This is a genomic window from Nocardioides ginsengisegetis (assembly GCF_014138045.1).
Taxonomy (GTDB): Bacteria; Actinomycetota; Actinomycetes; order Propionibacteriales; family Nocardioidaceae; genus Nocardioides; species Nocardioides ginsengisegetis.
This window is the reverse complement of the sequence record NZ_JACGXA010000001.1, coordinates 3,186,496-3,212,871: the sequence shown is the minus strand read 5'-3', so window position 1 is coordinate 3,212,871 and position 26,376 is coordinate 3,186,496. Positions and strand designations below refer to the sequence as shown.

At 67.9% G+C, this 26,376-nt stretch carries 22 protein-coding genes; 14 read left to right on the top strand and 8 right to left on the bottom strand.

Annotated features, from left to right (window positions below; genetic code table 11):
• Nucleotides 1-67: 67 nt before the first annotated feature.
• Together lexA and FB382_RS22950 are read right to left on the bottom strand one after the other, a co-directional pair.
• Nucleotides 68-820, bottom strand: a complete 753-nt coding sequence (gene lexA, locus FB382_RS15490) for a transcriptional repressor LexA (RefSeq protein ID WP_182540591.1) — start codon at nucleotides 818-820, stop codon at nucleotides 68-70.
• Nucleotides 821-958: 138 nt separating this feature from the next.
• Nucleotides 959-1,750, bottom strand: a complete 792-nt coding sequence (locus FB382_RS22950; protein WP_182540587.1) for a GNAT family N-acetyltransferase — start codon at nucleotides 1,748-1,750, stop codon at nucleotides 959-961.
• Between the two features lie 92 nt (nucleotides 1,751-1,842).
• Here FB382_RS22950 and FB382_RS15480 point away from each other — a divergent pair, with 92 nt between their 5' ends.
• A complete protein-coding gene (locus tag FB382_RS15480; protein WP_182540585.1) occupies nucleotides 1,843-2,649 on the top strand; it encodes an SDR family NAD(P)-dependent oxidoreductase in 807 nt (268 codons plus the stop codon).
• Between the two features lie 10 nt (nucleotides 2,650-2,659).
• Here FB382_RS15480 and FB382_RS15475 read toward each other — a convergent pair whose 3' ends face one another.
• On the bottom strand, nucleotides 2,660-3,373 hold the full coding sequence (locus FB382_RS15475; RefSeq protein WP_182540583.1) for a hypothetical protein: 714 nt from the start codon (nucleotides 3,371-3,373) through the stop codon (nucleotides 2,660-2,662).
• Between the two features lie 317 nt (nucleotides 3,374-3,690).
• Between FB382_RS15475 and FB382_RS15470 the strand changes: the two genes are divergently transcribed.
• Together FB382_RS15470 and FB382_RS15465 are read left to right on the top strand one after the other, a co-directional pair.
• On the top strand, nucleotides 3,691-4,041 hold the full coding sequence (locus FB382_RS15470; RefSeq protein WP_182540581.1) for a LysM peptidoglycan-binding domain-containing protein: 351 nt from the start codon (nucleotides 3,691-3,693) through the stop codon (nucleotides 4,039-4,041).
• 441 nt (nucleotides 4,042-4,482) lie between these two features.
• Nucleotides 4,483-5,907, top strand: a complete 1,425-nt coding sequence (locus tag FB382_RS15465; protein ID WP_182540580.1) for a restriction endonuclease — start codon at nucleotides 4,483-4,485, stop codon at nucleotides 5,905-5,907.
• Here the strand turns inward: FB382_RS15465 and FB382_RS15460 are convergent.
• Both FB382_RS15460 and FB382_RS15455 read right to left on the bottom strand, forming a co-directional pair.
• A complete protein-coding gene (locus FB382_RS15460; protein ID WP_343055625.1) occupies nucleotides 5,904-6,344 on the bottom strand; it encodes a DUF3052 domain-containing protein in 441 nt (146 codons plus the stop codon). The two genes, FB382_RS15465 and FB382_RS15460, sit on opposite strands and share 4 nt — an antisense overlap.
• A gap of 5 nt (nucleotides 6,345-6,349) precedes the next feature.
• On the bottom strand, nucleotides 6,350-6,748 hold the full coding sequence (locus FB382_RS15455; protein ID WP_182540578.1) for a hypothetical protein: 399 nt from the start codon (nucleotides 6,746-6,748) through the stop codon (nucleotides 6,350-6,352).
• A 118-nt stretch (nucleotides 6,749-6,866) separates the two neighbouring features.
• Here FB382_RS15455 and FB382_RS15450 point away from each other — a divergent pair, with 118 nt between their 5' ends.
• The 4 genes from FB382_RS15450 (at nucleotide 6,867) to FB382_RS15435 (ending at nucleotide 13,103) form a co-directional block, all read left to right on the top strand.
• The gene (locus FB382_RS15450; protein WP_343055624.1) at nucleotides 6,867-7,895 is read left to right on the top strand and encodes an ATP-binding protein; all 1,029 of its coding nucleotides are present in this window, start codon (nucleotides 6,867-6,869) and stop codon (nucleotides 7,893-7,895) included.
• Nucleotides 7,896-8,283: 388 nt separating this feature from the next.
• Complete coding sequence (gene nrdR / locus FB382_RS15445; protein ID WP_125038356.1) at nucleotides 8,284-8,799, top strand: transcriptional regulator NrdR; 516 nt, start codon at nucleotides 8,284-8,286, stop codon at nucleotides 8,797-8,799.
• Nucleotides 8,800-8,967: 168 nt separating this feature from the next.
• Nucleotides 8,968-11,853, top strand: coding sequence for a vitamin B12-dependent ribonucleotide reductase (locus FB382_RS15440; protein ID WP_182540574.1), 2,886 nt, complete (start codon nucleotides 8,968-8,970; stop codon nucleotides 11,851-11,853).
• 359 nt (nucleotides 11,854-12,212) lie between these two features.
• Nucleotides 12,213-13,103 carry an LAGLIDADG family homing endonuclease gene (locus FB382_RS15435; RefSeq protein ID WP_182540570.1) on the top strand — a complete coding sequence of 297 codons (891 nt, stop codon included), beginning with the start codon at nucleotides 12,213-12,215 and terminating at the stop codon, nucleotides 13,101-13,103.
• A 76-nt stretch (nucleotides 13,104-13,179) separates the two neighbouring features.
• On the opposite strand, the gene FB382_RS23105 is transcribed toward FB382_RS15435, so the two are convergent.
• The 3 genes from FB382_RS23105 to FB382_RS15420 form a co-directional block, all read right to left on the bottom strand.
• A complete protein-coding gene (locus FB382_RS23105; RefSeq protein ID WP_182540568.1) occupies nucleotides 13,180-13,947 on the bottom strand; it encodes a trypsin-like peptidase domain-containing protein in 768 nt (255 codons plus the stop codon).
• A gap of 7 nt (nucleotides 13,948-13,954) precedes the next feature.
• Nucleotides 13,955-14,776, bottom strand: coding sequence for a DUF732 domain-containing protein (locus FB382_RS15425; protein WP_182540565.1), 822 nt, complete (start codon nucleotides 14,774-14,776; stop codon nucleotides 13,955-13,957).
• Between the two features lie 664 nt (nucleotides 14,777-15,440).
• Nucleotides 15,441-18,512 (bottom strand): DUF3427 domain-containing protein, encoded by a 3,072-nt coding sequence (locus FB382_RS15420; RefSeq protein ID WP_182540563.1) that lies wholly within the window; start codon nucleotides 18,510-18,512, stop codon nucleotides 15,441-15,443.
• 234 nt (nucleotides 18,513-18,746) lie between these two features.
• Between FB382_RS15420 and FB382_RS15415 the strand changes: the two genes are divergently transcribed.
• The 7 genes from FB382_RS15415 to FB382_RS15385 all read left to right on the top strand — a co-directional run bounded on the left by FB382_RS15415 (nucleotide 18,747) and on the right by FB382_RS15385 (nucleotide 26,347).
• On the top strand, nucleotides 18,747-19,334 hold the full coding sequence (locus tag FB382_RS15415; RefSeq protein ID WP_220481373.1) for an excalibur calcium-binding domain-containing protein: 588 nt from the start codon (nucleotides 18,747-18,749) through the stop codon (nucleotides 19,332-19,334).
• Nucleotides 19,335-19,694: 360 nt separating this feature from the next.
• Nucleotides 19,695-20,372, top strand: a complete 678-nt coding sequence (locus tag FB382_RS15410) for a hypothetical protein (protein ID WP_182540558.1) — start codon at nucleotides 19,695-19,697, stop codon at nucleotides 20,370-20,372.
• A gap of 44 nt (nucleotides 20,373-20,416) precedes the next feature.
• Nucleotides 20,417-21,271 (top strand): nuclease-related domain-containing protein, encoded by an 855-nt coding sequence (locus FB382_RS15405; RefSeq protein ID WP_182540556.1) that lies wholly within the window; start codon nucleotides 20,417-20,419, stop codon nucleotides 21,269-21,271.
• 51 nt (nucleotides 21,272-21,322) lie between these two features.
• Complete coding sequence (locus FB382_RS15400) at nucleotides 21,323-22,582, top strand: lipase family protein (protein ID WP_182540553.1); 1,260 nt, start codon at nucleotides 21,323-21,325, stop codon at nucleotides 22,580-22,582.
• A 277-nt stretch (nucleotides 22,583-22,859) separates the two neighbouring features.
• Nucleotides 22,860-23,471, top strand: coding sequence for a hypothetical protein (locus tag FB382_RS15395; protein WP_182540551.1), 612 nt, complete (start codon nucleotides 22,860-22,862; stop codon nucleotides 23,469-23,471).
• A 137-nt stretch (nucleotides 23,472-23,608) separates the two neighbouring features.
• Nucleotides 23,609-24,793: a hypothetical protein gene (locus FB382_RS15390; protein WP_182540549.1), complete on the top strand. Its 1,185-nt coding sequence runs from the start codon at nucleotides 23,609-23,611 to the stop codon at nucleotides 24,791-24,793.
• 117 nt (nucleotides 24,794-24,910) lie between these two features.
• Nucleotides 24,911-26,347, top strand: a complete 1,437-nt coding sequence (locus tag FB382_RS15385) for an amino acid permease (protein ID WP_182540547.1) — start codon at nucleotides 24,911-24,913, stop codon at nucleotides 26,345-26,347.
• Nucleotides 26,348-26,376: the final 29 nt, after the last annotated feature.

Sequence of the window (26,376 nt, the reverse complement as noted above, 5' to 3'; positions counted from 1 at the left end):
GAAATGTTCCCGGGATTTATCTCGGGGGTTCGTGAAGATTTCCGGTGAGGAGGCTAGCGGACCCCGATCAGACCCGACGCAGGACCGCGGTGACCTTGCCGAGGATCGTCGCGTGGGTGCCGTCGATGGGCTCGTAGGTGTCGTTGTGGGGCAGCAGCCAGACCTTGCCGTCCTTGCGCTGGAAGGTCTTGACGGTGGCCTCGCCGTCGATCATCGCGGCCACGATCTCGCCGTTGCTGGCGGTGGGCTGCTGGCGGATCACGACGTAGTCGCCGCTGCAGATGGCCGCGTCGACCATCGAGTCGCCGACGACCTCGAGCATGAAGAGCGTGCCGTCGCCGACCAGCTCCTGGGGCAGCGGGAAGATCGCCTCGACCCGCTCCTCGGCCAGGATCGGGCCGCCGGCGGCGATCCGGCCGACCATCGGCACGTAGGAGGCGGCGGGCATCGCGTCGCCGACGCCGGTCTCGTCGTAGGTCGACTCGTCGGCCGAGGAGATCGAGCGCCGCGCCTTCATCACCTCGGGCAGGAAGACCTCGAGCGCCCGCGGCCGGTTGGGGTCGCGCTTGAGGAAGCCCTTCTCCTCGAGCACCTTGAGCTGGTGGGCCACGCTGGAGGAGCTGGTGAGCCCGACCGCCTCGCCGATCTCGCGCATGCTGGGCGGGTAGCCGCGCTTCTCGATGGCTTCCTTGATGTGGGCCAGGACCCGCTGCTGGCGCGGGGTCAGGCCGTGGGCGTCCGGGGGACCGTCGGGCAGCTCGGCGACTCGACCCCGTGCAGCCTTGGTGGGGGAGTCGTCGCCCGTCTTCTTCGTGGCCATGGCGGTGCCTTCCGGTGTACGGCGGTGCGCCCGGGGGACGCACCCCGGGCCGGTGTTCCCACCGTAGCCATGTCGGCCCGTCTGTTCAAACATCTGTTCGAACAGCGTGTCGCGCCGGAGTGGGGCGCCACGTCACGGTCAGAGCTGGGGCACCCACACGAACATCGGCATCCGGCAGACCTCCTCGAAGCCCAGCCGCTCGTAGACCGGCCGGCCCATCTCGGTGGCGTGCAGGATCGCCTCGGTGCAGCCCCGGTCACGCGCCATCTCGAGCAGCGTCGCGGTGACGGCGTACCCGATCCCGCGCCCGCGCGCGGCCTCGAGCGTGGTGATGTTGTAGAGGCCGGCGGTGCGGCCGGTGAGCCAGGCGGTGCCGCAGGCGACGGGCTGGCCGTCGACGGTGGCGAGCACGGTGAGGAGGTCGGCGGCGTCGAAGGGCGCCATCATCTCCACGATCGGGCCGGCGAGCTCGGCCGGGAAGCCGAAGCCCTCGGTCATCACCCGCGCGGTGGCCGCGTGGCACTCCGGGCCCACGACGTGGATCCGGACGCCGGGGCCGGGCGGCGGCATCGGCACCGGGCCGTCGAGGACGCGATGCATGCCGGGCGTCTCGTCGCGCAACATGCCGGCGGCGACGAGGGTGTCGGCGATCTCGGCCGTCATCGTGGAGGGGGAGCCCCACCACAGGAAGGGGAGTCCTCGGCCGACGTAGGCCGCCAGCACCTCGCGGGTGCGGCGCAGCTCCTCGCCGGGTGCGAAGCGGGCGCCGGCGATGCCGTTGAAGACGGGGTGCGGCACGGTGGTGTGCCAGGTGTGGAGGTCGGCGGCACCCTCGGTCCCGAAGGAAGGGTTGGAGGCCGTCACCCGCAGGAACTCCATGAGGTTGTCCTCGACCGGAGCCACCCGCGGATCAGCAAGCACGGGGGTCACCGGGGCACCGTACGCCGCGTGGGACATCGGGATCGGCGAATTCGCGGATCTGGTTGACTCCCGCCATGCCTGCCGCCCAGCCTTCGTCCCCCATGTCTGCACCGCCTGTCCACACCAGCTGTGTCGTCACCGGAGGAGCCCGCGGGATCGGCCGCGGCATCGCCGAGCGGATGGTCGCCCGCGGCCACCGGGTCGTGGTCACCGACGTCGACGGCGAGGGCGCCGCCCGCACGGCCGCCGAGATCGGCGCCGCGGCCGGCATCGCCCACGACGTGCGCGACCCCGCCGGGCACGCGGCCGCGGTCGCCGAGGCGACCCGCCACGGCGTCCTGACCGCGTGGTTCAACAACGCCGGTGTCGGCGACGACGGCACGCTGTCGGAGCTGTCCGACGACGCCGTACGACGCCTGGTCGACGTCAACCTGATGGGCGTCGTGTGGGGGATGCGCGCCGCGCTCGAGGCGTTCGGCGAGGCCGGCGGCGACGTCGTCAACACCGCGTCGCTCGCGGGGCTCGGGCCGGTCCCGGGCTACAGCCTGTACGCCGCCACGAAGGCCGCGATCGTCTCGCTCACCATGTCGGGCGACGCCGAGACGCCTCGAGGTGTGCGGGTGCACGCGATCTGCCCCGACGGGGTGAAGACCGCGATGCTCGACGCGCAGACGCCCGGGGGGCTGGGCAACCTGCTGGTCCACTCCGGTGGCCGGATCCTCACCGTCGACGAGGTCGCCGACGAGGCCGTCGCGCTGGTCGGCAGCCATCGGGTGATCCGGGCGGTGCCGGGTTGGCGCGGGGGCGTCGTACGGGCCTCGGCGCTGGCGCCGTCGGTCAGTGCGCGCGGGATCAGCCTGTTCGCCGCCCAGGGCCGGCGGGCCCTGAAGAAGTCCGCCGGCGCCTGAGCGGGTCGGTTCAGCGGCGCGTGGCCGGTCCCTGGTGCCGCGCGCCCGGGGGTGCGTGCCGCGCGGCGGTCGCGGGTGCTGACACGAGGCGCGAGATGGGTGTGAGGACGATCCGCGAGTCGACGTCGCCGCCGGCGTAGACGCTGAACGTCGAACCGAAGCAGACGAGCGTGACCGGGGTCGCGAGGTCCTGGTCCACCACCGCGCTGGCCGTGTTGGTGCTGTACGTGCCCCCGGTGGTGCCGTACTCGAACGCCCCTCCCGGCGATGTCGACCGGGTCAGGTAGCAGGCGGGCGGGCTACTGGTCGTCGTGATGACCGAGTACGTCGCGAGATAGGTGCCCGCGGGCAGGCCCGGAAGGGAGACCTGGAGGCTGCTCGCCGCCGGGCCACCGGTGGGCAGGACGTACTCGTAGGCGGCGTTCTCCATCTGCTTGCCGCTCAGTCCGTCCACGAGGTCGGCGTTGAGCTTGTTGACCTTCTTCGTCGTGGTCACCGCAAGGGGCGGCGAGCCCGGTCTGGCCTTGAGGGACAGGGCTGCGCCGCTGCCGGTGTTCTTCAGCGCGGTCGGGTGGGTGGCGGTGTTGCTGGTGCCGAGCAGGAGCGGGTGCCCGTTGGCGGCGTACGCCGCGACGTTGGCTCCGCCGATCAGGACGAGGGCCGCGAGCAGCACGGGGAGCGTGCGGCCGCGGGCTGGGCTGGATGGGGGGCGTGAAGACGACATGCGGGGGTCCTTGTCGTTGAGGGGGCTGGCGGTCACTCCCTCTCTACTCGCGGCCGCGGGCGCTCTGGCATGCCCCGTCCGAGCCATCCGGGGGTGGTGGTGGGGGGTGCGTGGTCTTAGTACCCGTTCGAACAAATGTTCGGCGCGCCTCTTGCGCTCGTTCGAACACCTGCTCTAATGTCGCACATGTGTTCGATCGAATGCTTGATCGAATCGGTGGACCAGACAGCCCGACACGGACTGTCGGTGGCCGCCGATAGACATCTCTTCGACGGACAGGCACCGATGGCTGACCGCCACTTCCCCAGGAGGTCCCGATGAGCACCATGACGATCAACCCCACGTTCGCCCCGGCGCGTCCCCGCTCCGGCGAGGTCCGGCTGACCCGCCGCGGCCGCGCCGTGGTGCTCATGGCGGCGCTGCTCCTCGTGCTCACCGCCGGCGCCCTCCTCGGCGGAGCCCGCTCCGCCGCCACCGAGCACCCCGGCGCCCCCACCCCGACCCGGGTGGTCATGGTCGGCACCGGCGACACCCTCTGGGACATCGCCTCCGACCTCGCCCCCGACGGCGACGTCCGCGCGATGATCGCCCAGATCGAGGACCTCAACGCCCTCGACTCCGCCCTCGTCGCCGCCGGCCAGCGGCTGCGGGTGCCGATCGTCGACTGACGCACACAGACTTTCGTCAGCCGCCTGAGCCGAGTGGGCGCAACTGCACGGAGGAGCGAAGCGGGGGAGGGCGGCTGCGCCAACTCGGCGAGCCACATGGGGCCTGAAGCGCAGAGCGGTCCGCAACAACTGAAGACTCCCGTCAGCCGCCTCGACCCCGGCTGACGGAGCAGGGGAAGACGAGGGCGGGACTCGAGGAGTCCCGCCCTCGCTGCTTTTGCGGCCAAGACCACCTCCTCCCTCGCGCGACTATCGAACCGATCGATGTACCGCGTTCAGGGGTAGGACAGCGGCATGGTCACGTCAGCCACGTCACTCGCGTATCCCCTCAAGCCACTTCTGAACAGCTAGACCAGTCGCAGCGTTTGCCTGGTCGCGCGCCGGGGCGCGCCAGAGCACCTCAAAATGAGCCGTCCCTTTGGTAGCCAGAGAAGAGTGGCCATGAGCGGATCCGAGACAGATGTCAAGCAGCGCCTTGCTTCGATACTGGGCCAATACGATCCCCGATGGATCTCACCGATCTGCGCGGAGCTCGGGCGGATTGGCAAGGGGACACGCCTAGAGGACGCCTTCGTCATTGAGGGATACGTCTGGGAGTCTGACCGTGGCGAGCTTCTGGTTTGCTTGCTTGGTGACGTGATGTACACCGTCTGCACTAAAGGAGCGAGCGCCCGGATACTTGCCCTTCACCCGTCAGCCTTCGGTCAGAGTCGGCCCGGCTGTGCCGTCGTGCTCCGCTACGCAACCGGCACGGGAGGCACGCTCGAAGCGCGGGGACGGCTTCGGACTCGGCCTGGAGAGTCGGCACCGGAGACGACTCAGGCGTACAACGACGCGTGTCGCCACGAGAAGGGGCTCGCGCGGCTCGCCACCCGGGCGCGTGCCGAGCAGAAGGCCGCCCGTAGGGCGGCCGAGGATGAATCCCGTCGACTTCTTGAGGCCGGCAAGGTGGCTGTACGGGATGAGCTCCGGGTCCTCAACCGGCGCGTCCCAGGCGCCAAGTCTTTGGATGCGCGAATCTCCCTAATGAGCGACGCTGTCGACGCGTCCGAGCGTGTCGACCTTGCGAAGACGATTCGACAGTTCTTGAGAAGGGCGAGAGAGGTCGATCCGGGCCTACCCGTCGCCTTCATTCCGGGCATGGTCAGGGTGTCAACCGTGGGGCAAGAGGACTCTACGAAGTCAGCGGTGACGTTTGGTCCTGTGCTGATCACAGACAACCACTTGTTGTGGTTCCCGGCAGGGGCAACCAGGACGTATTCGTTGGCGGGTGCAGACGCCACGTTCAAGCGATACGCCGGTCGCCCTTTCAACTCGGTCGAGGTCGCACTTAATACGCACGATGGGCAGTTCGCCGTTACGGCCCACTGTCGGAATGAGACGTGGACAAACGCGGCCCGCCTCGAGGCGGGCTTGCGGTACGCCCTCGGTCGCAAGACGACGCCAAGTTCGCCAAGCGCGGCTCCATTGATCTGCCGTCCCGAGCTGCGGCTTATACGAACCGCCCACGAGGCTGAGCAGGTGGTCGCAGAGTGGCTCACGTACCTCGGATTCGGATCTGCATCTCTCACCAAGTCCGGGCCGGATGGGGGGATCGACGTCCAAACCTCCACCGTGGTCGCCCAAGTGAAGATGGAAGCCGTGCCTAGCGGTCGACCCGCGCTACAGCAACTCCTCGGGGCGGCCGTGATCGAGGCCAAGACGCCCGTGTTCTTTTCTCTCGCTGGATATACCCGGGAAGCGGTCGAGTGGGCAGACCGAGCCAGCATGGCACTGTTCCAGTTTGACTTTCAGGGCGAGCCGACGCCGGTCAACGAGTCCGCCAGATCGGCTGTTGCTGCGGCCGTCGGCCGAGACACCACCTAACGGTCCGCCACCCGCCGCACGAACTTCAGCCCCGACCACGTCCCGTCCAGGGCGGCGACCTTCACGTCGACGAACCCGAGCTCCAGTCCGAGGTCGCGCACCGTGCTCTCGTCCAGGTCCGTGACCGGCCCGTCGGGGTTGCGGGCCGAGCGCTGGGCCGCCTTCTTGGGCCAGCAGACCCACACCATCCCGGCCGTGCTGGTGCGCTCGAAGAGTGTTGGCAGCCGGCGGGTCAGCGCGGTGAGCTCGGTGTGGAAAGTCAGCGTGACGTCCGCGCGGCCCGGCAGGCGGCGTACGACGTTCGTGGCCGTGCCCGGCTCGGCCAGCGCCGCGACGTCGGGGGACGAAACCGAGGGCAGGCCGTCGAGGAAGAGCACGTGCCCCTCCTTGATCCCGAGCTTGCGGACCAGGGGCGTGCCCGAGTAGCCGGCCACCACCGTGCTCAGCGTGCCGCGCGCCGGCCGCCGGGCGGGCGCACGATCGGCGTGATCTCCCGGGTCGCGTCGAGTGGTGCCTCGGGCTCGTCGTCCTCGACGATCTGCCACGGGCGCGGCGGCCGCGGTCCGCTGGTGATCCCGAGCCGGCGCAGCAGCCGGGCGACGAGCATCAGCCCCATGAACAGGCAGGCGACGGCGCCGAGCGAGGCGAGGCCGAGGAAGTACCACGCGTTGCGTTCACCGCCCCGGGCCGAGGCACCGAAGTCGATGGCGGCGTAGACGAGGTAGCCCCAGGCGACGACCGACAGGGTGACGCCGAGCGCGAGTCCGAGCAGGGGTGCGCGGGCTGGGGCCTTCTGCTTCGGACCCCTCCGTGAACCCGCGCGCTTGCCCTGACTCCCCACCAACCCATTCTGACCGATCTTGCGCAGTCCGGACCGGTCGACCCGCGAGTTCCGCGCAACCGTCTGTCAAGGGCCGGTTGGAGGATGCGCTCCGGCGGTGCGGAACTAGGATGGTCCTGTGTCGTCTGGTGGGGGTGCACCCGGCCCGGACGCGACGGGGGGCGGGCAGCCTCGCGCGCCTCTGGGGCATCTGTCGCGCCTCGGTTTCGCGCTCCGCAACGCCCACGACCTCGACGAGGTGGCGCGCAGCCTGCTCGCCGACTTCGTCTCGCTCCCAGACGTGTCCCGCGTCGGCCTCGCGCTGACCGAGGGCGGCGGCCGCCGGCTCCGCTTCGTGGCCACCGACAAGGTCGGCGACGCCGACCTCGAGTGGTGCCACATCGACGCCTACGACGATGTCCCGCTCACCGCGGTCGTGCGCAGCGGTGAGCCGGTCTTCGGCAGCCTCGACGACCTCGAGCCGCGGTTCCCCGGTGTCGTGGGGCGCCAGCGCAATGAGGGCACGCTCGCGATGGGGGCCTGGCCGCTGCCCGGCACCGGTTCGCCCGTGGGCGGCCTCATCCTGTTCTTCGACGAGCCCCAGGCGTTCGGCGAGCGGCAGCAGCGGCTGCTCGAGGCGGCCGCCCGCCGCACCGCCGACGCCGTACGCCGCGTGCGGATCGCCACCGGCCGCGGCCCGGACGAGGTGGCCCCCGACGACCCCGCTCTCGTCGGGCAGGGGGAGCGGGTCGCCGTGTTGCTCGAGAGCGACCCGCGGGCCCCCGGTGCCGCACGCCGGTTCCTGCGCGAGGCCCTGGCCGGGTGGGGCATCGACGACGACGCCGTCGACACCGCCCAGCTGTGCCTGTCCGAGCTGGTCACCAACGTCGTCATGCACGCCCGGACGTCGTCGGAGCTGATCGTGGCCCTCGAGGACGGCGTGCTCACCGTCCTGGTCCGTGACCTCGGCGGATCGAGCCGCTCGGGCGACCCGACGACCATCACGATCTCCGAGGACGACGACCCGCTGCGGGTCTTCGGGCGGGGCCTGATGCTGGTCGACGCGCTCGCCGACCGGTGGGGCTCGGAGCAGGACGCGACCGGCACCACCGCCTGGTTCGCGCTCGAGCTGGGGAGCGGCTCCAACGGCTCCCTCCAGACCGGCTGACCCGTCGGAATCGGCTCTCCCGAGCCCCTTCCGCGCGGCCTGTCGAACGGCCCGCGACACACCACCCGAAATGACTATTTTCGGGACCCCGCGACTCGCTGACCTGCGGTTTTCCGACGGCGCCGATCCGACGCGCCGCAACCCTCCGGATCCACTTGCGAAGCCTTGCGGCGGCGGCGTACGGTAACCACAACATCTAGTACTTACACCGGTGTAGTTATCCACATCTAGTTCCACAGGAACACGTGGAAGCCCCACAGGTGACCGGTTGTTATCCACAGTAGACAGGCCGATTTCCACAACGCCGACACCCCTCGCGAAGGGGTCACAGGCGAGCCCGGAGGTCGGTCCGACCGCGACACCGCGACCACAGGAGAGGAGCCCGACGGTGCACTGCCCGTACTGCCGCAACACCGACACCCGGGTCCTCGACTCGCGGGTCGCCGAGGACGGCGGCTCGATCCGTCGCCGTCGCACCTGCCCGGCCGACAACGGGGGCTGCGGCAAGCGGTTCACCACGGTCGAGCAGATGCAGCTGACCGTGCTCAAGCGCAGCGGCGCGACCGAGCCGTTCACCCGCGAGAAGGCCGTCGCCGGCGTCCGCAAGGCCTGCAAGGGCCGCCCGGTCTCCGAGGACGACCTGGCCTGCCTGGGCCAGGCGGTCGAGGACAACCTCCGCAGCGAGGGCTTCGCCGAGGTCCCGGCCCACCAGGTGGGCCTGTCGATCCTCGGCCCGCTGCGCAAGCTCGACGAGGTGGCCTACCTCCGCTTCGCGAGCGTCTACCGCGCCTTCGAGTCGGCCGACGACTTCGAGGACGAGATCGCCCTCCTGAAGGCGGAGCGGTCGCTCCCCATGACGCCGGCCGACCTGGTCGACGCGGCGTCCTCGGCCCCACCGGGCTGACCCCAGACCGCCCGGCGTGTGCAGTGGGGAAGCTGTACGCGCCGGGCGCACCAACTGTCGGTGGTCCCGACCATCCTGTTCATGGGGGACAGGGGGGTCGAGGAGGCCATCACCAGCAACACGCATTCCAGACCACCAGACAACGCTGTCGCACAGAGGAGATTGCAGATGACCGAGACGCAGAGTGGTGCCCAGACCGGCGCCGAGGGCGCCGAGAAGACCGGACTGAAGATCGAGCGCGTCTTCAGCACCGAGGGCACCCACCCCTACGACGAGGTCACCTGGGAGCGTCGCGACGTCGTCCAGACCAACTGGAAGACCGGCGCCACCGTCTTCGAGCAGCGCGGTGTCGAATACCCCACCACCTGGTCGGTCAACGCCAGCACCATCGTCACGACCAAGTACTTCCGCGGCGCGGTCGGATCCGACGTCCGTGAGTGGAGCCTCAAGCAGCTCATCGACCGGATCGTGAAGACCTACACCAAGGCCGGCATCGACCACGGCTACTTCGCCACGGACGCCGACGCCGAGATCTTCGAGCACGAGCTCACCTGGCTGCTGGTCAACCAGTACTTCTCCTTCAACAGCCCCGTCTGGTTCAACGTCGGCACCCCGTCGCCGCAGCAGGTCTCGGCCTGCTTCATCCTCTCGGTCGACGACTCGATGGACTCCATCCTCAACTGGTACAAGGAGGAGGGCTTCATCTTCAAGGGCGGCTCCGGCGCCGGCCTCAACCTCTCCCGCATCCGCTCCTCCAAGGAGCTGCTCTCCTCCGGCGGCACCGCCTCGGGCCCGGTCTCGTTCATGCGCGGCGCCGACGCCTCCGCCGGCACCATCAAGTCCGGCGGCGCCACGCGTCGTGCGGCCAAGATGGTCGTCCTGGACGTCGACCACCCCGACATCGTCGAGTTCGTCGAGACCAAGGCGCGCGAGGAGGACAAGATCCGCGCCCTCCGTGACGCCGGCTTCGACATGGACCTCGGCGGCGCCGACATCACCTCCGTCCAGTACCAGAACGCCAACAACTCCGTCCGCGTCTCCGACGAGTTCATGCGCGCCGTCGAGGACGGCACCGACTTCGCCCTGCGTGCGCGCAAGACCGGCGAGGTCATCGAGATGGTCGACGCCCGCGACCTGTTCCACAAGATCAGCAAGGCCGCCTGGGAGTGCGCCGACCCGGGCCTCCAGTACGACGACACCATCAACGACTGGCACACCAACCCGGAGACCGGCCGCATCACCGCGTCCAACCCCTGCTCCGAATACATGTCGCTCGACAACTCCTCGTGCAACCTCGCCTCGCTGAACCTCCTGAAGTTCCTCAAGGACGACGACACCTTCGACGGTGAGCTGTTCGCCAAGGCGGTCGAGTTCATCATCACCGCGATGGACATCTCGATCTGCTTCGCCGACTTCCCGACCGAGCCCATCGGCGAGACCACCCGCAACTACCGCCAGCTCGGCATCGGCTACGCCAACCTCGGCGCGCTGCTGATGGCGATGGGCCTGGGCTACGACTCCGAGGGTGGCCGCGCGATGGCCGCCTCCATCACCTCGCTGATGACCGGCCAGTCCTACAAGCGCTCGGCCGAGCTCGCCGGCATCGTCGGCCCCTACGCCGGCTACGCCCGCAACGCCGAGGCGCACAAGCGGGTCATGCGCAAGCACCAGGCCGCCAACGACACCGTCCGCACCCTCGCGATCGCCGACAGCCAGGTCCACAAGCTGGCCACGGTCGCGTGGGCGCAGGTGCAGGAGCTCGGCGCTGCCAACGGCTTCCGCAACGCGCAGGCCTCGGTCCTCGCGCCCACCGGCACCATCGGCTTCATGATGGACTGTGACACCACCGGCATCGAGCCCGACTTCTCCCTGGTGAAGTTCAAGAAGCTCGTCGGCGGCGGCTCCATGCAGATCGTCAACCAGACGGTCCCGCGGGCGCTGAAGAAGATGGGCTACCAGCCCGAGCAGATCGAGGCGATCGTCGCCCACATCGCCGAGCACGGCCACGTCATCGACGCCCCCGGCCTGCGCTCGGAGCACTACGAGGTCTTCGACTGCGCCATGGGCGCGCGTGCCCTCAAGCCGATGGGCCACGTCCGGATGATGGCGGCCTGCCAGCCGTTCCTGAGCGGTGCGATCAGCAAGACCTGCAACCTCCCCGAGGACGCCACGGTGGAGGAGGTCGAGGAGATCTACCTGCAGTCCTGGAAGCTCGGTCTGAAGGCGACCGCCATCTACAGGGACAATTGCAAGGTCGGCCAGCCGATGGCCACCGGCAAGGGCGAGAACAAGGGCCAGAGCAGCAACGTCGCCGCGTCGGTGGTCGAGCCTGCCGAGACCAAGGTCGTCGAGAAGATCGTCTACGCCCCGACCCGCAAGCGTCTCCCGAAGTCCCGCGTCTCGCGCACCACCTCCTTCACGGTGGGTGGCGCCGAGGGCTACATGACCTCGGGTGCGCACGACGACGGCCACCTCGGCGAGGTCTTCCTCAAGCTCGGCAAGCAGGGCTCGACCCTGGCCGGCGTGATGGACGCCTTCTCGATCGCGGTGTCCATCGGCCTCCAGTACGGCGTCCCGCTCGAGACCTACGTCGCGAAGTTCACCAACCTGCGCTTCGAGCCCGCCGGCCTCACCGACGACCCGGACGTCCGCATGGCGCAGTCCCTCATGGACTACGTCTGGCGCCGCCTGGCCCTGGACTACCTCCCCTTCGAGCAGCGCGCCGCCATGGGCATCTACTCCGCCGAGGAGCGCCAGCGCCACCTCGAGACCGGCTCCTACGAGCCCGTCGAGGAGACCGGCTCCGCCGCCGAGCTGATGGAGTCCCCGGTCATCGAGATCGTCGACGTCGACGTCGACGCCACCTCGGTGGTCGAGCCTGCCGAGACCCCGGTGGCCGAGACCAAGGAGGCCCACACCTCCGCCGAGCTCCTGGAGAAGATCACCGGCCACGCCGTCGACTCCCCGCTCTGCTTCACCTGCGGCACCAAGATGCGCCCCGCCGGCTCCTGCTACGTCTGCGAAGGCTGCGGAAGCACCTCCGGCTGCAGCTGACATCACGCGATAGCGAACGGACCCGACACCCGCAAGGGTGTCGGGTCCGTTGTCATGTCGGCGGGTGCTGATAGGAAGAGAGCATCCCAAGGGGTCGGGTTAGGAAAGTCAGCGTGCCCGATTCAGTGGTGATGACCGTACAAGGACGCGGGGTTCGCACCTTCGATGCGAACGCTCCGATCTACCTCTCGCGGGCTGGTGACGCGCCACCGGTGTGGTGCACCGCAAAGGATGCGCGGCCTGGTGATTGGCTCGGGACCTCCTACGGTGGCAAGTGGTCCTCGTCCCCCGCGCCCGTTCCGGGCTTGGAGCCTCGCCCTCTCCGTGGCTCCGAGAAGGGGATCCGCATCCCGCGAAGGATGACCAATGATCTTGCGTTGTTTCTCGGGGCCTACCTCTCGGAGGGGCACACCACGCGGAGCAACTGGTCGGTCATCTTCACCAATTCCGTTCCGAGTGTCTTGCGGGACATTCAGCGGGCGGCGTCGAACGTGTTCGGCCTCGAGTCTCGTCTGACTCATCAAGCTGATCGATGCCCTGGCCTCGTGGTATCCAGCAAAAGGCTTGTTGAGTTCATGGAGATGCTCGAGTGCGGAAGCCGAGCATCCAACAAGAAGGTGCCGGCGATAATCCTGGATGGACGACGCCAGCACGCCATTCGGTTCATGCAGGGGGCCGCGCTCGACGGCTATACCTCGCATTCCTACGCCGGCAAATGGGCTATCTGTCTGGAGAGCCGAGCCGCCATCGATGGGCTGCAGGATCTCGTCACGAACTTGGGGATCGTGAATGCCCAGATCCCTAAGTTCAACAAGCACATGCAGAAGACCTACTTCGAGCTGTACGCCGCAGGACCATGGGGCCAAGAGTTGTCGCGGCAGGTTTCGTTCCTCGAGCCCGACAAGGAGTCGAGGGCGGTCGAGTACCGAGATCGGGCCTACCGGACGGCGCTGACGGATCGCATCCCCGGTACTCAAGGCCCTGAGTTGTATGACCTCGTTCCGGCCGGCAGGAGTGGGCGATCCGGAAAGGGCACTGGAAGACAAGCCTTTCGCCACCTTTGCGACTCCCGCTCGCGTCACGTAACGAGGGAAAGCGTCCGTCGCGTGCATGCGGCGGGCGCCCGTTTGCCAGCCTGGCTCGCTGATGTACTCGACCTGGAGATTCGCTTCAGTCCCGTTTTGGCCGCGGGCGTGACCCCGCTCCGTGCCTACCCCGATCCGGGATTTCCGTGTCCGACTGCTCCGTGAACGTGGAAAGGCGACGAATCCCTTGTCGGCGCGGGGGCGAAGCGAAAGCACCCGTACCCGGCGATAGCGCCGCCTCTCATGGACGGCAAGGTATCCCTGGCGTTGAGTATTCGTGATTCAGAAGGCGCGCGACGCGATCGACTGGGACCGCGATGGCCCAACCGTCAACGAGATCGATTGCACGTATCAAGCCGACCAATTCACCTTCGGTGTTCACCAACGGGCCGCCAGAGTTCCCAGGAAGAATATCCATGGAGGCCGTGATCATTGCTCCCGAAACGCCAGGTACGTCGCCAACACCCACGACACGGCCTTGAGCCGTTCTAAGAGGGCCGCCCAGTGGGTAACCTAGAGCCGCCACCAGATCTCCCGGTGTTGGGTCCGTCGAGAGCGAGACGGGGGCTGACGTGATCGGTGACGCCAGGTGCAACAGGGCAAGGTCATCGCGCCTGGAGACGACCCAGGAGTCGACTCGAGTCATGGCTCCTTGTGGAGCTCGCACGGCCATCGTCCGGGCTCCGGCGACCACATGCCGGTTGGTGACGAGCGTTGTCGGGGACAGAACCACCGCCGATCCGGTCGCTTCAAATGAGCAGCCGTGGTTGAACACTTCGAACGTCGCTGGCTTGACTGCGTTGATCGTGCGCGTCCAATCCGTCTGAGACAGGATCTCCCCGGCGAGCGTGCCGCCGAGATTGTCACCACTTGTCTGGACGGCTCCCGGGGAGTCGAAAGCGTCGGTGCGCCTCTCGGGCCAGGAATCCTGCTCGCTGCATCCGGCCAGAAGCGCGGTCAGGAGGAGACACGCTGTGGCAGTCCACCTTGACGTCGGCAAGCGGCGCATCGGTGGCTCAGTCGCCCAGCGTGATCTGAACGCTCTCGGGGATCTTGAGGTCAGCCGCGCTGTAGTGGATGCTGCCTCGATCACCAAGCTCGATCATGTACCCACCAGGCTCGCCATCCATGACGGTGAACTTGAAGGGGAATTTGCACATAAATGGAGGACTGCCGTGGCCGGCCCCAAGGTTTGCGGTCGTAAGGACGTCTCCGGAGCTGTTCGTTACGCGAATCTCGCTCCCGCTACTTACGTCGGAATACCCGCCGGTTCCGCTGCAGAATCCGGCAGTCCCGTCGATCGATGGAAAGTATGACGACGGGTCGCTGTCGAATAACGTGAATGTGCCGGCGACACGAATCGGGTAGAGCGTCTTGAAGCCGCTCGCGTATTGCTTGCAGTAGACGGAGACGCCAACGGCATCCACTTCGGGACCCTGTTGAGCTGCGCCATCGTCCAAGCCTTGGCAAATGGCCTTCGCGTGCGTCACGGCCGAGGCGTCAGAGGAGAACTTGCCGCCTAGGCCCTTGCTCCGAAGCAGTCGTGTGTACTTCTCCTGCTGCTGTTCGGGGGTAGGGATGACGTGGAAAGACTTGTCGAATTGTGGGCAAAGCTCGGCCACGGCCACGTGCTGGTAGTCGAACCCTTCGAGGTCCGCACCACCCGCCAAAGAGGTGCAGAACGCATGTCCGGCCGCGAGTGCGACGTCTGGGGTCGCGTAGTGCTCCTGGAACCCACCAGTCTCGAGGGCTGCAAGGTACCGATCTTCGTCGGTCTCGCGGATCGTGAACCACCAGGCTGCCCCTGACGCACCCGCCAACATCACGATGACGACCATGAGGGCCAGATAAAGCTTGCGTCGCGATCGTCGGGGACGAGTCGCAACGCCACCGTCAGCTACATCGAGCGGCGGCACCTCCGCTCCAGTCAACAAGAGCTGCGGTTCATGCGCGCCAATATGGTTGAAAGAGACGTCACTGCTCTCTGGGACCAAGGCTGTGTCTGAGGAATCTGTGGAGAGCATCGCGGCCTGGACTGAGGATTCGCTCTGGTCGACCCTCTCTTGTGTGGCCAGCGAAGTAACAAGAACGTCAGAGTGCCAGTCAGTGGCTGGCTGTTTCGTCCCAGGAAGGGGCGCCGCGCACTGAGGGCAGAACAGCGATCCTGTGGGCGCCTCGTGCCCGTTTGGACAAGTTGTACTTTCAGTCATGGTCGTTCCCCCGTAACACATCTCTGTCGTGGCCCGAGCAACACATTCCACGCGCTTAGATACGGTAAGGGCATAGGCCGATCGTGACGCAGGAAACAGCCAATCCAGGAAGCGCTTCGACTGCCCGCCCTTCAGCCCCAGACCCGGTTGGACCGCTCCCGGGCCTGTCTGACGCCTACGGTGCTCGAACACCCCGAACGTTGGGATGGCCTGCGGCAGCACCGCAAGAATCGGACTCGCCTCGATCACATATCGGAGTGGCTAAGTTTCAACGGCAACTGGACGCAGTGGCCTACATCGCCGCGACAGAGGCGGCGTTGAAGAACTCTGCCGGCATCGCGTGCTCGAGGCGCCAGGTGATGGCGATGGGTCGGTCGCCGTCATGGGATTCGTGGACGGCTGGGCCCAAGAACAGGTAAGGGGCGGTGCCGAAGTCGTCCCTCTGCTCAAGCCGCACGAAAAGGAGCACAGGGCTCTCGCCGGTCACGTACCGCTGTCCGGTCTTCGACTGCAGCGACGTCGTCGACTGCGACTCCCAGTGAAAGAGCGTCGGGCTGACCGGGTAGTCGCGGTACATCGTGGTGGGGGAGTAGGCGGCCTCGCTCTTCTTCAACGTCACGAAGAAGGCGTCGAGGTCGAGGTCAGGTGAGTACCAAACGCCCTCACGGAAGCTGTTCGGGTTTCTCGGGAAGTCGAGCGCGGCCAGGATCTCCTCACGCTGGTATCGCGCGTGCACCTTGAGGGGAATCGACGAGAGCGAGTCGGTGAGGTCGAGCGTGACGTGGTGCGCTTGGTCAAACGCGATGTCGAGGACCTGACCGAGCTCACGCCGGAAGGCCGGCTCGCCGCGAAGGTCTTCGAGGCCATCGGCGATGGAGGAGTAGCCGCCACCGTCGTACCAGAGCGAATAGAACAGCATCCTCGCCATCCGTTGCTCCGCCGATGTCAGCGAGTCGTACTTGGCGGCGTCGTCGCGGAGCAGTCGTGTGTAGGAGGTCGCGCGAGTGGCGTCGTCGACGTGGGCAAAGGCTCGCGTCCGCTTGAGCAACCTTGTCTCGGCGTCGCCGCCAGGGGGAGTGGGCAGTCCTGCGTCGCGGCGCAATTGCGTCCAGGAGCGGTCGCCTCGGCGGAGCACGTCAGCGAGTTCAACCCCGGACTCGTGGAGGAACGTCGCGAGTGAGTGGTCGCCGTAAGACCGCAGTTCCGAGACCAGATCTGCCCAACGTCGAGACACCTGCGACTTCACGTTCTCCAGGACGATCGCCTGTGACGCCTCATCCATGACGATCTGGCAACCCGAGGGCAGGAAGGGGAAGCCGTGCTGGATGTCCCGCTCGAGGCCGCGTCTGGTGCGGCCGGTGAGGGCACGCAGCTTCAGGTCGAACCTGAACTCCTTGCGGTGGTAGCCGACGAAGTCCAGGACGGTCAGCACGGCCTTGGTGGACGTGCGCCGTAGGCCACGCCCCAGCTGCTGGAGGAAGATCGTGGCGCTCTCGGTCGGCCGCAGGAATAGGACCGTGTCTACGTCGGGAAGATCAAGGCCTTCGTTGAACAGATCCGCCGCGAACAACATGTTGACTCGTCGGTCCTTCAGGTCCGTTAGTGCGCGCTCACGATCCGCCTGCGGCGTTTGCCCGCTCACGGCAAGCGAGGGAACTCCCGCGGCTCGGAAGACTGAGGCCATGTATTCGGCGTGGGCGACGCTGACGCAGAAGCCAAGACCCCGCATGCTGCCGGTGTCCGGGATCTTGTCTCGCAGCTGGGTCAGCACAATCGCAGCCCATGAGTCATTGCCCGTGTAGACGTTCGACAGCTCTGTTTCGTCGTACCGGCCCCTGGACCATGCCACTCGACGAAGGTCGGTGCCGTCGGCGACGACGAAGTAGTGGAACGGACACAGGAGATCGGCGCCCAACGCGTCCCACAACCTCAGCTCGGCGGCCGTACGACCATCGAAGAAGGATCGGACATCCACACCGTCTGAACGTTCGGGGGTCGCGGTGAGCCCGAGAAGCTCCCGCGGTTCCAGGTGGTTGATCAAGCGACGGTAAGTGGCCGCCTGCGCGTGATGGAACTCGTCGATCACGACCACGTCAAAGCTGTCGGCCGGAATGCTGTCGAGGCCGTACGACGAAAGGGATTGAACGCTCGCGAAGACGTGCTGCCACCGTTCGGGTCGTGCACCGGCGACGTAGAGCTCGCCGAAGTTGGCGTCGTTGAGAACCTCTCGATACGTCCTCAGCGATTGCTCGAGGATCTCCTTGCGATGCGCGACGAAGAGCAGGCGGGGACGTTCGCTGGCCGTGCTCCCGCACATGGAGCGGTAATCCAGGGCGGCCACGACGGTCTTCCCTGTGCCAGTGGCGGCGACGACGAGATTGCGGTGACGGTCGTGCACCTCGCGTTCGGCGGCCAGGGCGTCGAGCATCTCCTGCTGGTACGGGAACGGCCTGACCTCAAGCCCCGACACTGAGATGGTGACTCGGCTGGACGTTGATCGACCCGACGCTTCGGCGAGTGCATCATCGAGGCGATCGCGGTCGGTGTCCGGGTCGTAGCGCTCGAAGCTGTTGTCGTTCCAGTACGTGTCGAACGTGGCGCGGAACTTCTGCAGCAACGCGGGGGTGCCCACGCGGGACAGGCGCACGTTCCACTCGACACCCTCGAGGAGGGCTGCGCTCGAGAGGTTCGAGGAGCCGACATAGGCAGTGTCGAACTCGGTCCGGCGCCGGAACAGCCATGCCTTGGCGTGCAGCCGAGTGCGCGCGGCGTCGTACTGGATCTTGACCTCGGCACCGAACTCCCGGACCAGCCGGTCAAGAGCGTGGCGATCTGTTGCGCCCATGTAGGTAGTGGTGATGACTCGGAGGGGCGCGCCTCGCTCCTGAAGGCGGCGGAGCTGGGGCTCGAGCACTCGTAGGCCGTACCACTTCACGAATGCGCAGAGCAGGTCCACCTCGTCCGAGGTGTCTAGCTCGGCTCGCAGCTCGGCTCCCAAACTTGGCTCGTCACGGGCGTTCGTGAGCAGGGCGGCCTCGGACAGCGGCGTGCTTGGACGAACGTCTTCGTAGTGGTGAACGCCTGGGCCTGGGAGGGCCTTGACACTGAGCAAGTGCGCGGGTGGGGCCAGAACGATCTGCTGCTCGTCCACGAGCTGCCGCACCAGGCTGTTCACCAACTGCAAGCGCCGGTCAACATCGGTCGTCGACCTGAGGACTCCCTCCAACAACTGCTGAACGTGTCGCGACAGCACATGCGGTTGGTCGGCATGGTCAATCGCGCTCGAACCCGTCGCGTAGGGCTGCTGCTCGAGGTCGGCGGCGAGACCGTGAGTGACGAGAGATTCGTAAAGTCCGAGATCCACGCCGCGAGCTTGCCAGGAACAAGGCTTTGAGCGAGCGACAAACCCCGAACGTCGGCGGCCAAGGTTCTCACCCCCCCCCAGAGAGCCATGGCGAAGGGTCGCCTGCGAGAAGCACTAGTCCGGAGGGGCGACCCTTGGCCCAGTCGGGTGGTAGTTGGTCGTTCGCCGGACATGGCTGGTCGGCCCGGCTTATACAGATGGCGCCAGTTCAGCCAAACGAAATCTTGGGTCGTCATGTCGCAGCAAGAACTCCCACCCACTCTTGAGCAGTACCCGGGCTACTTCCCCGCGGCGAAGGCTCCCTTCTGGACGCGCGGCAAGGTGGGTATCGCCGCGGGCGTTGCGGGCCTGGTCATCGGAGTCGTCGCATCGCCAGGCAGCGCCGAATCGCAGCCGGCCGCTGCCAAGCAGGCTCCCAGCCCGACGATCTCTACCGCTGACATCCAGACGAAGATCGACGCAGCGGTGTCGGCTGCGGAAGACCGGTTGAGCGGCAAGATCGCGACCGTTCGGGACAACGCACAGCAGCGGTTGTCGGACATGCGTGAGAGGTCAGTGACCGCCCAGCGCACTGCCGTCACGCGAGCTATCGCCCGCACGCATGCCCAGGACCATGCTGCGCTGATCCGGGCAGTCGCGGCCGCCAAGGCAGCGGCCGCGCCCGTGACTGCACCGCCAGCCCCGGCCGCGCCGTCCACTGATCCTCGATTCAGCTACTGCTACGAGGCAAACGCCGCGGGATACGGCCCCTACTTCGAGGGACAGGATCCCGAGTACTACTGGTACGACGACGCTGACAACGACGGCGAAGTGTGCGAGTAGTCAATGGCTAGCTTCTTCTCGTTCAAGGTCGCTCCGGGCGTCCGCATCTCGGCCAGCTCGCGAGGGCTGCGGACCCACGTGGGGCCGCGAGGGGCCAGGGTTCACGTCGGAGGCGGTCGAACCGGCGTCTCCACCGGTGCGGGCCCGTTCACGGCGTACCAGTCGCTCGGTGCCCCAGCCCGACGCCCGACCTCTCGCTCGACCAGCGGACTCACGCCAGCGCAGGCGCAGCGACTCCAGGAGATCGACCGGGTTGCAGCTGAGTTCTCACACCTCGGCCAGCTGCACAGACAGGAGTTCTCGACGCCGAGTCGAGAGGTCATCGCTCGACCTCCGCTGCCCACGTTTCTCAAGCTTCTGATGACGGCCGAGAAGCAGTCGCTGGCTGGCACGTCACGGCTGGACCGTGCGGCTCGCAAGGCGGCTCGCGTCGAGGCACGGGAGCAAGCCGAGCGCTGGGCCAGCGACTTGCTGACGCTCGCTGAAGGCGAACGCCAATGCAAGCAAGACGTCATCGACGCTGCCCTTGCCGCACTCTCGATTAATCACCCCGATGCCGTGAGGACCACGTTGGCGACGGTGTTCGCTGGCCGGCCGGTGCGAGTGGCCCGAGTCTTGGGTGACGAAGTCGGGCTCGTCGTGGTTGTGCCGACTCCGGACATCGTTCCCGGGCGCAAGCCGGCACTGACACCGTCCGGTGCGCCAACCCTTCACCAGGTCACCAAGACCGAACGCAACGAGTGGCACGCGCAGGTCGTCGCGGCCCACCTCCTGCTGGCAGCCAAGGAAGCGTTTGCACACGCTCACGGGCTGGTGGCTGCGCGAGTCGTGGCCGTCGATGGAGCCAATGTTCCGCTCGTCGCGGCACGTGTCGAGCGAGCGCGACTCGCGGCTATCGACGGGCATGAGGCTGCGTGGCCGATCCTCACTCGGGCCTCGTCGGAGTTGCGGTTCGAGTCTCGAGGACGCACCAAGGAGCTGGTGACTGTCGACCTTCGCAGTGTCGACGTCTTCGGCCCGGTCATCTTGGCTGAGTAGCCAAACAGCAGGGCTCTTGTGTTGAACCAATCTCGGGAGGATGGATGGCAGGCGAGTCGGCACGTGAGTCGGCACGGCGACAGCGTGAGAAGGCAGAGCGGCTGCAACGCTCGGCCGAGCTGTGGGAGCGGGGGGCCGATGGCGAGGCAGCGACGGCAGCGGCGTTGTCGGCGTTGCCCAGCCAGGACTGGACGGTGTTCCACGACATCCGGTGGCCAGGCCGGCAGTTCGCGAACATCGACCACGTGGTGGTCGGACCTGCGGGCGTGTTCGTCATCGACTCGAAGAACTGGACGGGTCGGATCCAGGTGCGGGACAACGTGCTGTCGCAGAACGGACGGCGTCGCGAGGAGGCCGTTGTCGGGGTGGCGGAGGCAGGGCTCGCGATCGCACGGCTGTGCCCACGGGTAGTGCCCCAGCATGTGTTCTCGGTCTTGAGTTTCGTCCGGGACGAGCCGGTCACGGGTTGGGCGCGCGACGTGATGGTGTGCTCGACTGCCAACATCGCGGAGATGCTGTCAACGCGGCCCGCCGTACTGCCACCCGACGTGAGGCAGGAAGCCTGCCTGTGGCTCGACGCCCAAGTCCACCCAGCAACGGGGCCGCGGCAGATCAGCAGCCAACGTCGCGCGGTGCCTAGACCGTCTCCGCGTTCGCCCTCGACACGTGCGAGGTCCAGGCGACGCTCGAGTGGGGGTGGTGAGCTGGCCAAGGCCATCGTCGTCCTGGTGGTCGTCGGTGCCGTGGCGTTCGTCCCGGGAGTATCAAACGCCCTGTCGAACGGGATCGCGAACCTCCTGACCAGCCACGTCGCGCCGCAGCCGACACCGACTCCCAGTCCGCATACAAAGCACGTCAAGAAGCTCGACACGAAGCACCCCAAACCGACGGGACGGTAACCGGCGGTCGTGGTGGTCGTTGTTCCTCCGACAACCGACGAAGGGGACCCCGTGCGCTTCAAGCTGACCGCCGTGACCGTGCTCGCGACCGCGCTGGCGACGGGAGCGAGCCTGGCGCCCGCCGTCGCTCCGGCGGAGGGGGCGGACACGAACCAGGCGCTGGTGCGGCCGAGCAAGGACCCCTTCTACCGTTACGACGGGTCGACGCCACTCAAGGACCTCAGGCCTGGGACGCCGCTGAAGACGCGGGACGTGACGCTGGGGGCGGACACCAACGGGACGCCGGTGCCGGCAGAGCAGATCCTCTACCGGACGACGGACACGCGGGGGCGGGCGGTCGCGACGGTCACGACGGTGGTGCTGCCGGCGAGCGGGACGGCGCAGCCGCGCGTGGCGGCGTACCTCAGCTTCTACGACGCGCTGTCGAGCAAGTGTGACCCGTCGTACACCTTGCGGGGCGGCAACCCGGGCGCGGCCAACGCGCAGCTGACCGACATCGAGCAGGGGGCGGTGCAGGACCTGCACCAGCAGGGGTACGTCGTGACGGTGCCGGACTTCGAGGGGCCGGGGCTGCACTGGGTGGCCGGGCGTGAGTCGGGGCGCAGCACGCTCGACGGGATCACCGCGACGCTGCGGGCGCTGAAGCTGGACGAGAAGACCACGCCGGTCGGGATGATGGGCTACTCCGGCGGCTCGATCGCCGCCGACTGGGCCAGCGAGCTCCAGCCGAAGCACGCACCCGACCTGAACCTGGTCGGCACCGCGATGGGCGGGCTGCCGGTGAACATGGCGCACAACCTGCCGTACGTCGACGGCACGCCCGAGTGGTCCGACGTGATCCCCGGGGCGATGCTCGGCATCAGCCGCGCGCACGGGCTCGACCTGATGCCTTACCTCTCCGACTGGGGTCGGATGGTGGTGCGGACCGAGTCGACGCAGTGCATCGGTGAGATGTCGGGGGAGTTCCCCAACCTGACGATCAAGCACCTGATGAAGAAGAAGTACGAGGACATCCTCCACGTGCCGGTCTTCAAGCGGATCCTGGACGGGCTCGTCATGGGCTCGGTCAAGGGGCACCCGAGTGCGCCGATGTTCATCGTCGCGGGCAACCACGACGGCAAGGGCGACGACGTGATGATCGCGGCCGACCAGAAGGCGCTGGCGGACGAGTACTGCAGCCAGGGCGTGACGGTGCAGTACGAGGAGATCCAGGGCGCCGACCACAGCAACGCCGGGCTGACGTTCCTCAACGAGGCGACGGCCTGGCTGGGGTCGCGGTTCGCCGGGGCGCCGGCGCCGAGCAGCTGCTGAGGCGCCTGCTTTTCGGAAATCGGCCACGCGGCGGTGCCTTCCGTCCTACCGTCGCCTCGACTGAGGGAGGTCGGTGACCATGCGTCGTCTCGGGACCGTGACTGTCGTGGTGTTCATGTTGTTGTGCGCAGCACTCGCTCCTGCGGTGGCGGGCACGCCTGGTGACGTCGGGCTGATGGCTGCGCCGATGGTGCGGGTGTCGATACCCACCGACGCCACTGAGGGTGACTGGCTTCCGGTCACGGTGACATTCGGGTCGGCGTCGCGGGCAACGACTGTGAAGCTGCTTAAGCGGACGACCGACATCTACGGACATGCGGCGTGGACCGTGGTTCGCAGCGGTACTGCCAACGGCTCGCGGACCAAGAACTTCCGGGTGGTGGCGACCGACGAGGACCAGGAGCTCTATCGGGCCGTGGTCGCCTATCGGGGGCTCGGGTCGGTGAGATCGACGGTCGCCCAGGTCCAGGTGTGGCGGTGGATCCCGCTGGCGGACTTCCCGAAGTACTACTCCGCCGGGTCGGTCCTGACTCAGTACACGTCGGTGTCGATCAACGGCACGATGTACCCCGGTTGGACGACCTACGGCGACACTCCCAGTTGGGAGACCCGGCATACGCCGGGCCGTAACTGCAAGGCCTTCCGTGGCGAGCTGGGAGTGCAGGACGGCTCCGACGACGGCTCGTCGGCGACGATCGAGCTGCTGACGGACGAGACCAGCAGCGCCTACGTCTCGGGTCCGTTGACCCCCGGCATGGTCGAACACGTCGAGATCCCTCTCGACCTGCCGTACCGCTTCACGATTCTGGCCCGCAGCACCTCGCCCGACGGCATCCACGTCTACCCCGGGATCGGCGCGCCCGAGTTCCTCTGTTCGTACGCCTCATGATCTTCACCGCGCCGAGCACCAGCTGAAGCCAAACCCCTCGTCCACGAACTGTGGACAGCCATGGATGCGTGCATGGTTGTCCACAGATCGCGTCGGGTGTCTTGTTCGGAGGCCGTCGCGAGGCGAAGTCTGGGGGCATGCCCAGATCACCTCGCAAGCCCCTCGGATTCCGCCGCGGCCCCCGGATCGCGGACCTCATGACGCGCGACTACCTCGCCTTCGTGGAGAGCTCCCAGGCCGCCGAACGCACGGGCGACGCGGCGACCGCCCTGGAGTACCACCAGGGCGTGCCGATGTTCGTCCGCGGCGCCCATCGCATCGTGCTTGCCCAGCTCACGGACCTCGCGGAGGAGATGACGCCGTGGCTGTGGGCCCGGTGGGTGGCCTACCAGTGCACGCGCTACGAGGAGTGCGGCACGCGGGCCGGTGAGGTCAACCGGTTCGCGCGCGACTACACGGTGCGGATGTTCCACTCCGAGAGGGTGGGCCAGGCGTACGTCGACGGCGAGGACCCGGTCCCGTTCCTCGCGCAGGTCGCGGGCGAGGACTGGGCGTTCCACCAGCTGTGCACCTACGAGCTCGGCGGGCTCGAGGCCTACCTCGACACCGTGGCGGCCGGCCGGCTCGCCGAGGAGAGCGTGCTCGCCCGTGAGTGGGTGCGGGCCCGGATGGGTGCCTATCGGTTCGAGTCGTCCGGGCCCGGTGGCCTGGTCGTGCGTGAGCTCGTCTCGGGGTGCACGCGCACGCTGCTCGACCTCGGTGGGTGCTCGGGGATGGAGCCCGGCGACTTCATGCTGGGGCGGCTGGTGCCGAGCGGCACGACGCCCGCGCTGATGTTCGACACGCGACCGCTGCCGGTGGACGAGCAGACCGCGAGGGAGACGGCGGCCGGGACGGAGCGCGGCGCGTGGGTGGCTGCCCTCGACCATGCGTTCCGTGACGGCCGGCTGGACCGGTCGATCCTGCTGAGGGAGGACCGCGAGCTCGTCACCGACGTGCCCAGCCTCGAGCTCGTGCAGCGCTTCACCGCACCGTCGGCGCTCGCCAGCACGATGGCGCAGCTCGCGGCGGGACGCGACGAGGTCGGGCGCGCGGCGTACCGGATCCTGCGGCGAGCCGCCGAGGGGACGCTCGGCGACAACGAGATGACGGCGTACGTCGCCGCGGCCGTGGTGAGCCCGGCGGGCTTCGCCGAGGCTCGTCGGCAGCTGGTCGATCCGCACCATGCGGCGGCCTGGGAACGCTGGGCGGCTCTGGTCCCCGAGCCGGCTCGAGGGCGGCTCGAGCTGCTGGCCGAGCTGAGTGCCGCGCGCGCCGCGTGAGGGGGCGCCGGGTGAACTCCGGGCGCGCACTCCACCTCGCGGGGGGTGCGCCGGACCCCGCCCGTGCGGTAGACGTGGGGTGCGCGCGGCTCGGGTGTCGCGGCAGGAGGAAGCACGATGACTGAACAGGCGACGGGCCGTCAGGTGGCCGCACAGACCGGGATCTTCCGGCGCAAGCCGATCGAGGACGACGCCGGGGACAGCGGGCTGGAGCGCAGCATCGGGCTGTGGCAGCTGACCGCGATCGGCCTGGGCGCGATCATCGGCGCCGGCATCTTCGCGCTGGCGGGCCCGGTCGCCAAGACCGACGCCGGGCCGGCGGTGTCGGTGTCGTTCCTCATCGCCGGCGTGGCCAGCGCATGCGCCGCGTTGTCGTATGCCGAGTTCGGCGGGCTGATCCCGCGCGCGGGATCGGCGTACACCTATGGCTACGCGGTGCTCGGTGAGTCCGTCGGCTGGTTCATCGGGTGGGACCTGCTGCTGGAGTACACCGCGATCGTCGCCGTCGTGGCGATCGGCGTCTCGCAGTACATCACCTTCCTGCTCGACGGCTTCGGCCTCGACCTGCCGGCCTGGATGCTCGGCGCGCCCGGCACCGGCGGCGGGCACCACGTGGACCTGTTCGCGATCCTGCTCTGCCTGGGCGTCGCCTGGCTGCTCAACCGCGGCATCAAGACCAGCGCCAAGGTCGAGACCTGGCTGGTGTTCGTGAAGCTCGCGATCGTGCTCGCGGTGATCGTGGTCGGCGCCTTCTACGTCAAGAGCGACAACCTGACGCCCTACTTCCCCTATGGCCTCAGCGGCGCCGCCACGGGCGCGGCCACGGTCTTCTTCGCGGTGTTTGGGTACGACGCGATGAGCACCGCCGCGGAGGAGTCCAAGGACGCGGAGCGCAACCTGCCGAAGGCCGTCGTGCTCTCCCTGGCGATCGCGATGGTGCTCTACCTGCTGGCCGCCACCGTGCTCACCGGCATGCAGAACTACACCGAGCTCGCCGACTCGGCCGCCTTCGGCGTCGCGTTCGAGTCCGTGGGCCTGTCGGGCTTCGCGAAGGTGGTCGCGTTCGGCGCCATCGTCGGCATCATCACCGTGCTGTTCTCCTTCACCCTCGGCGCCTCGCGGGTCTGGTTCGCCATCAGCCGCGACGGCCTGCTGCCGGCGTGGTTCGCCAAGACCAACGACCAGCACTCGCCCTCGCGCCCGGTCTGGATCGTGGGGATCGCCGCGGCGGGGATCGCGGGCTTCGTCCCGATCGGGGACGCCGCCGAGCTCACCAACATCGGCATCCTGCTCGCCTTCATCGTGGTCTCCGTCGCGGTGATCGTGCTGCGCTACCGCCAGCCCGACCTGCCGCGCACCTTCCGTGCGCCGCTGATGCCGTTCACGCCCCTGCTCGGCATCGCGTTCTCGCTGTGGCTGATCACCCAGCTGCAGACGGCCACGTGGGTGCGGTTCGCCGTGTGGTTCGTGCTCGGTGCCGTGGTCTACGGCCTCTACGGCTACCGGCACAGCCACCTCGGCCGCGGACGGGTCGTGCACACCGACGGCGTCTGAGAGCGGGGTAACCGCGCCGGCCGGCACTC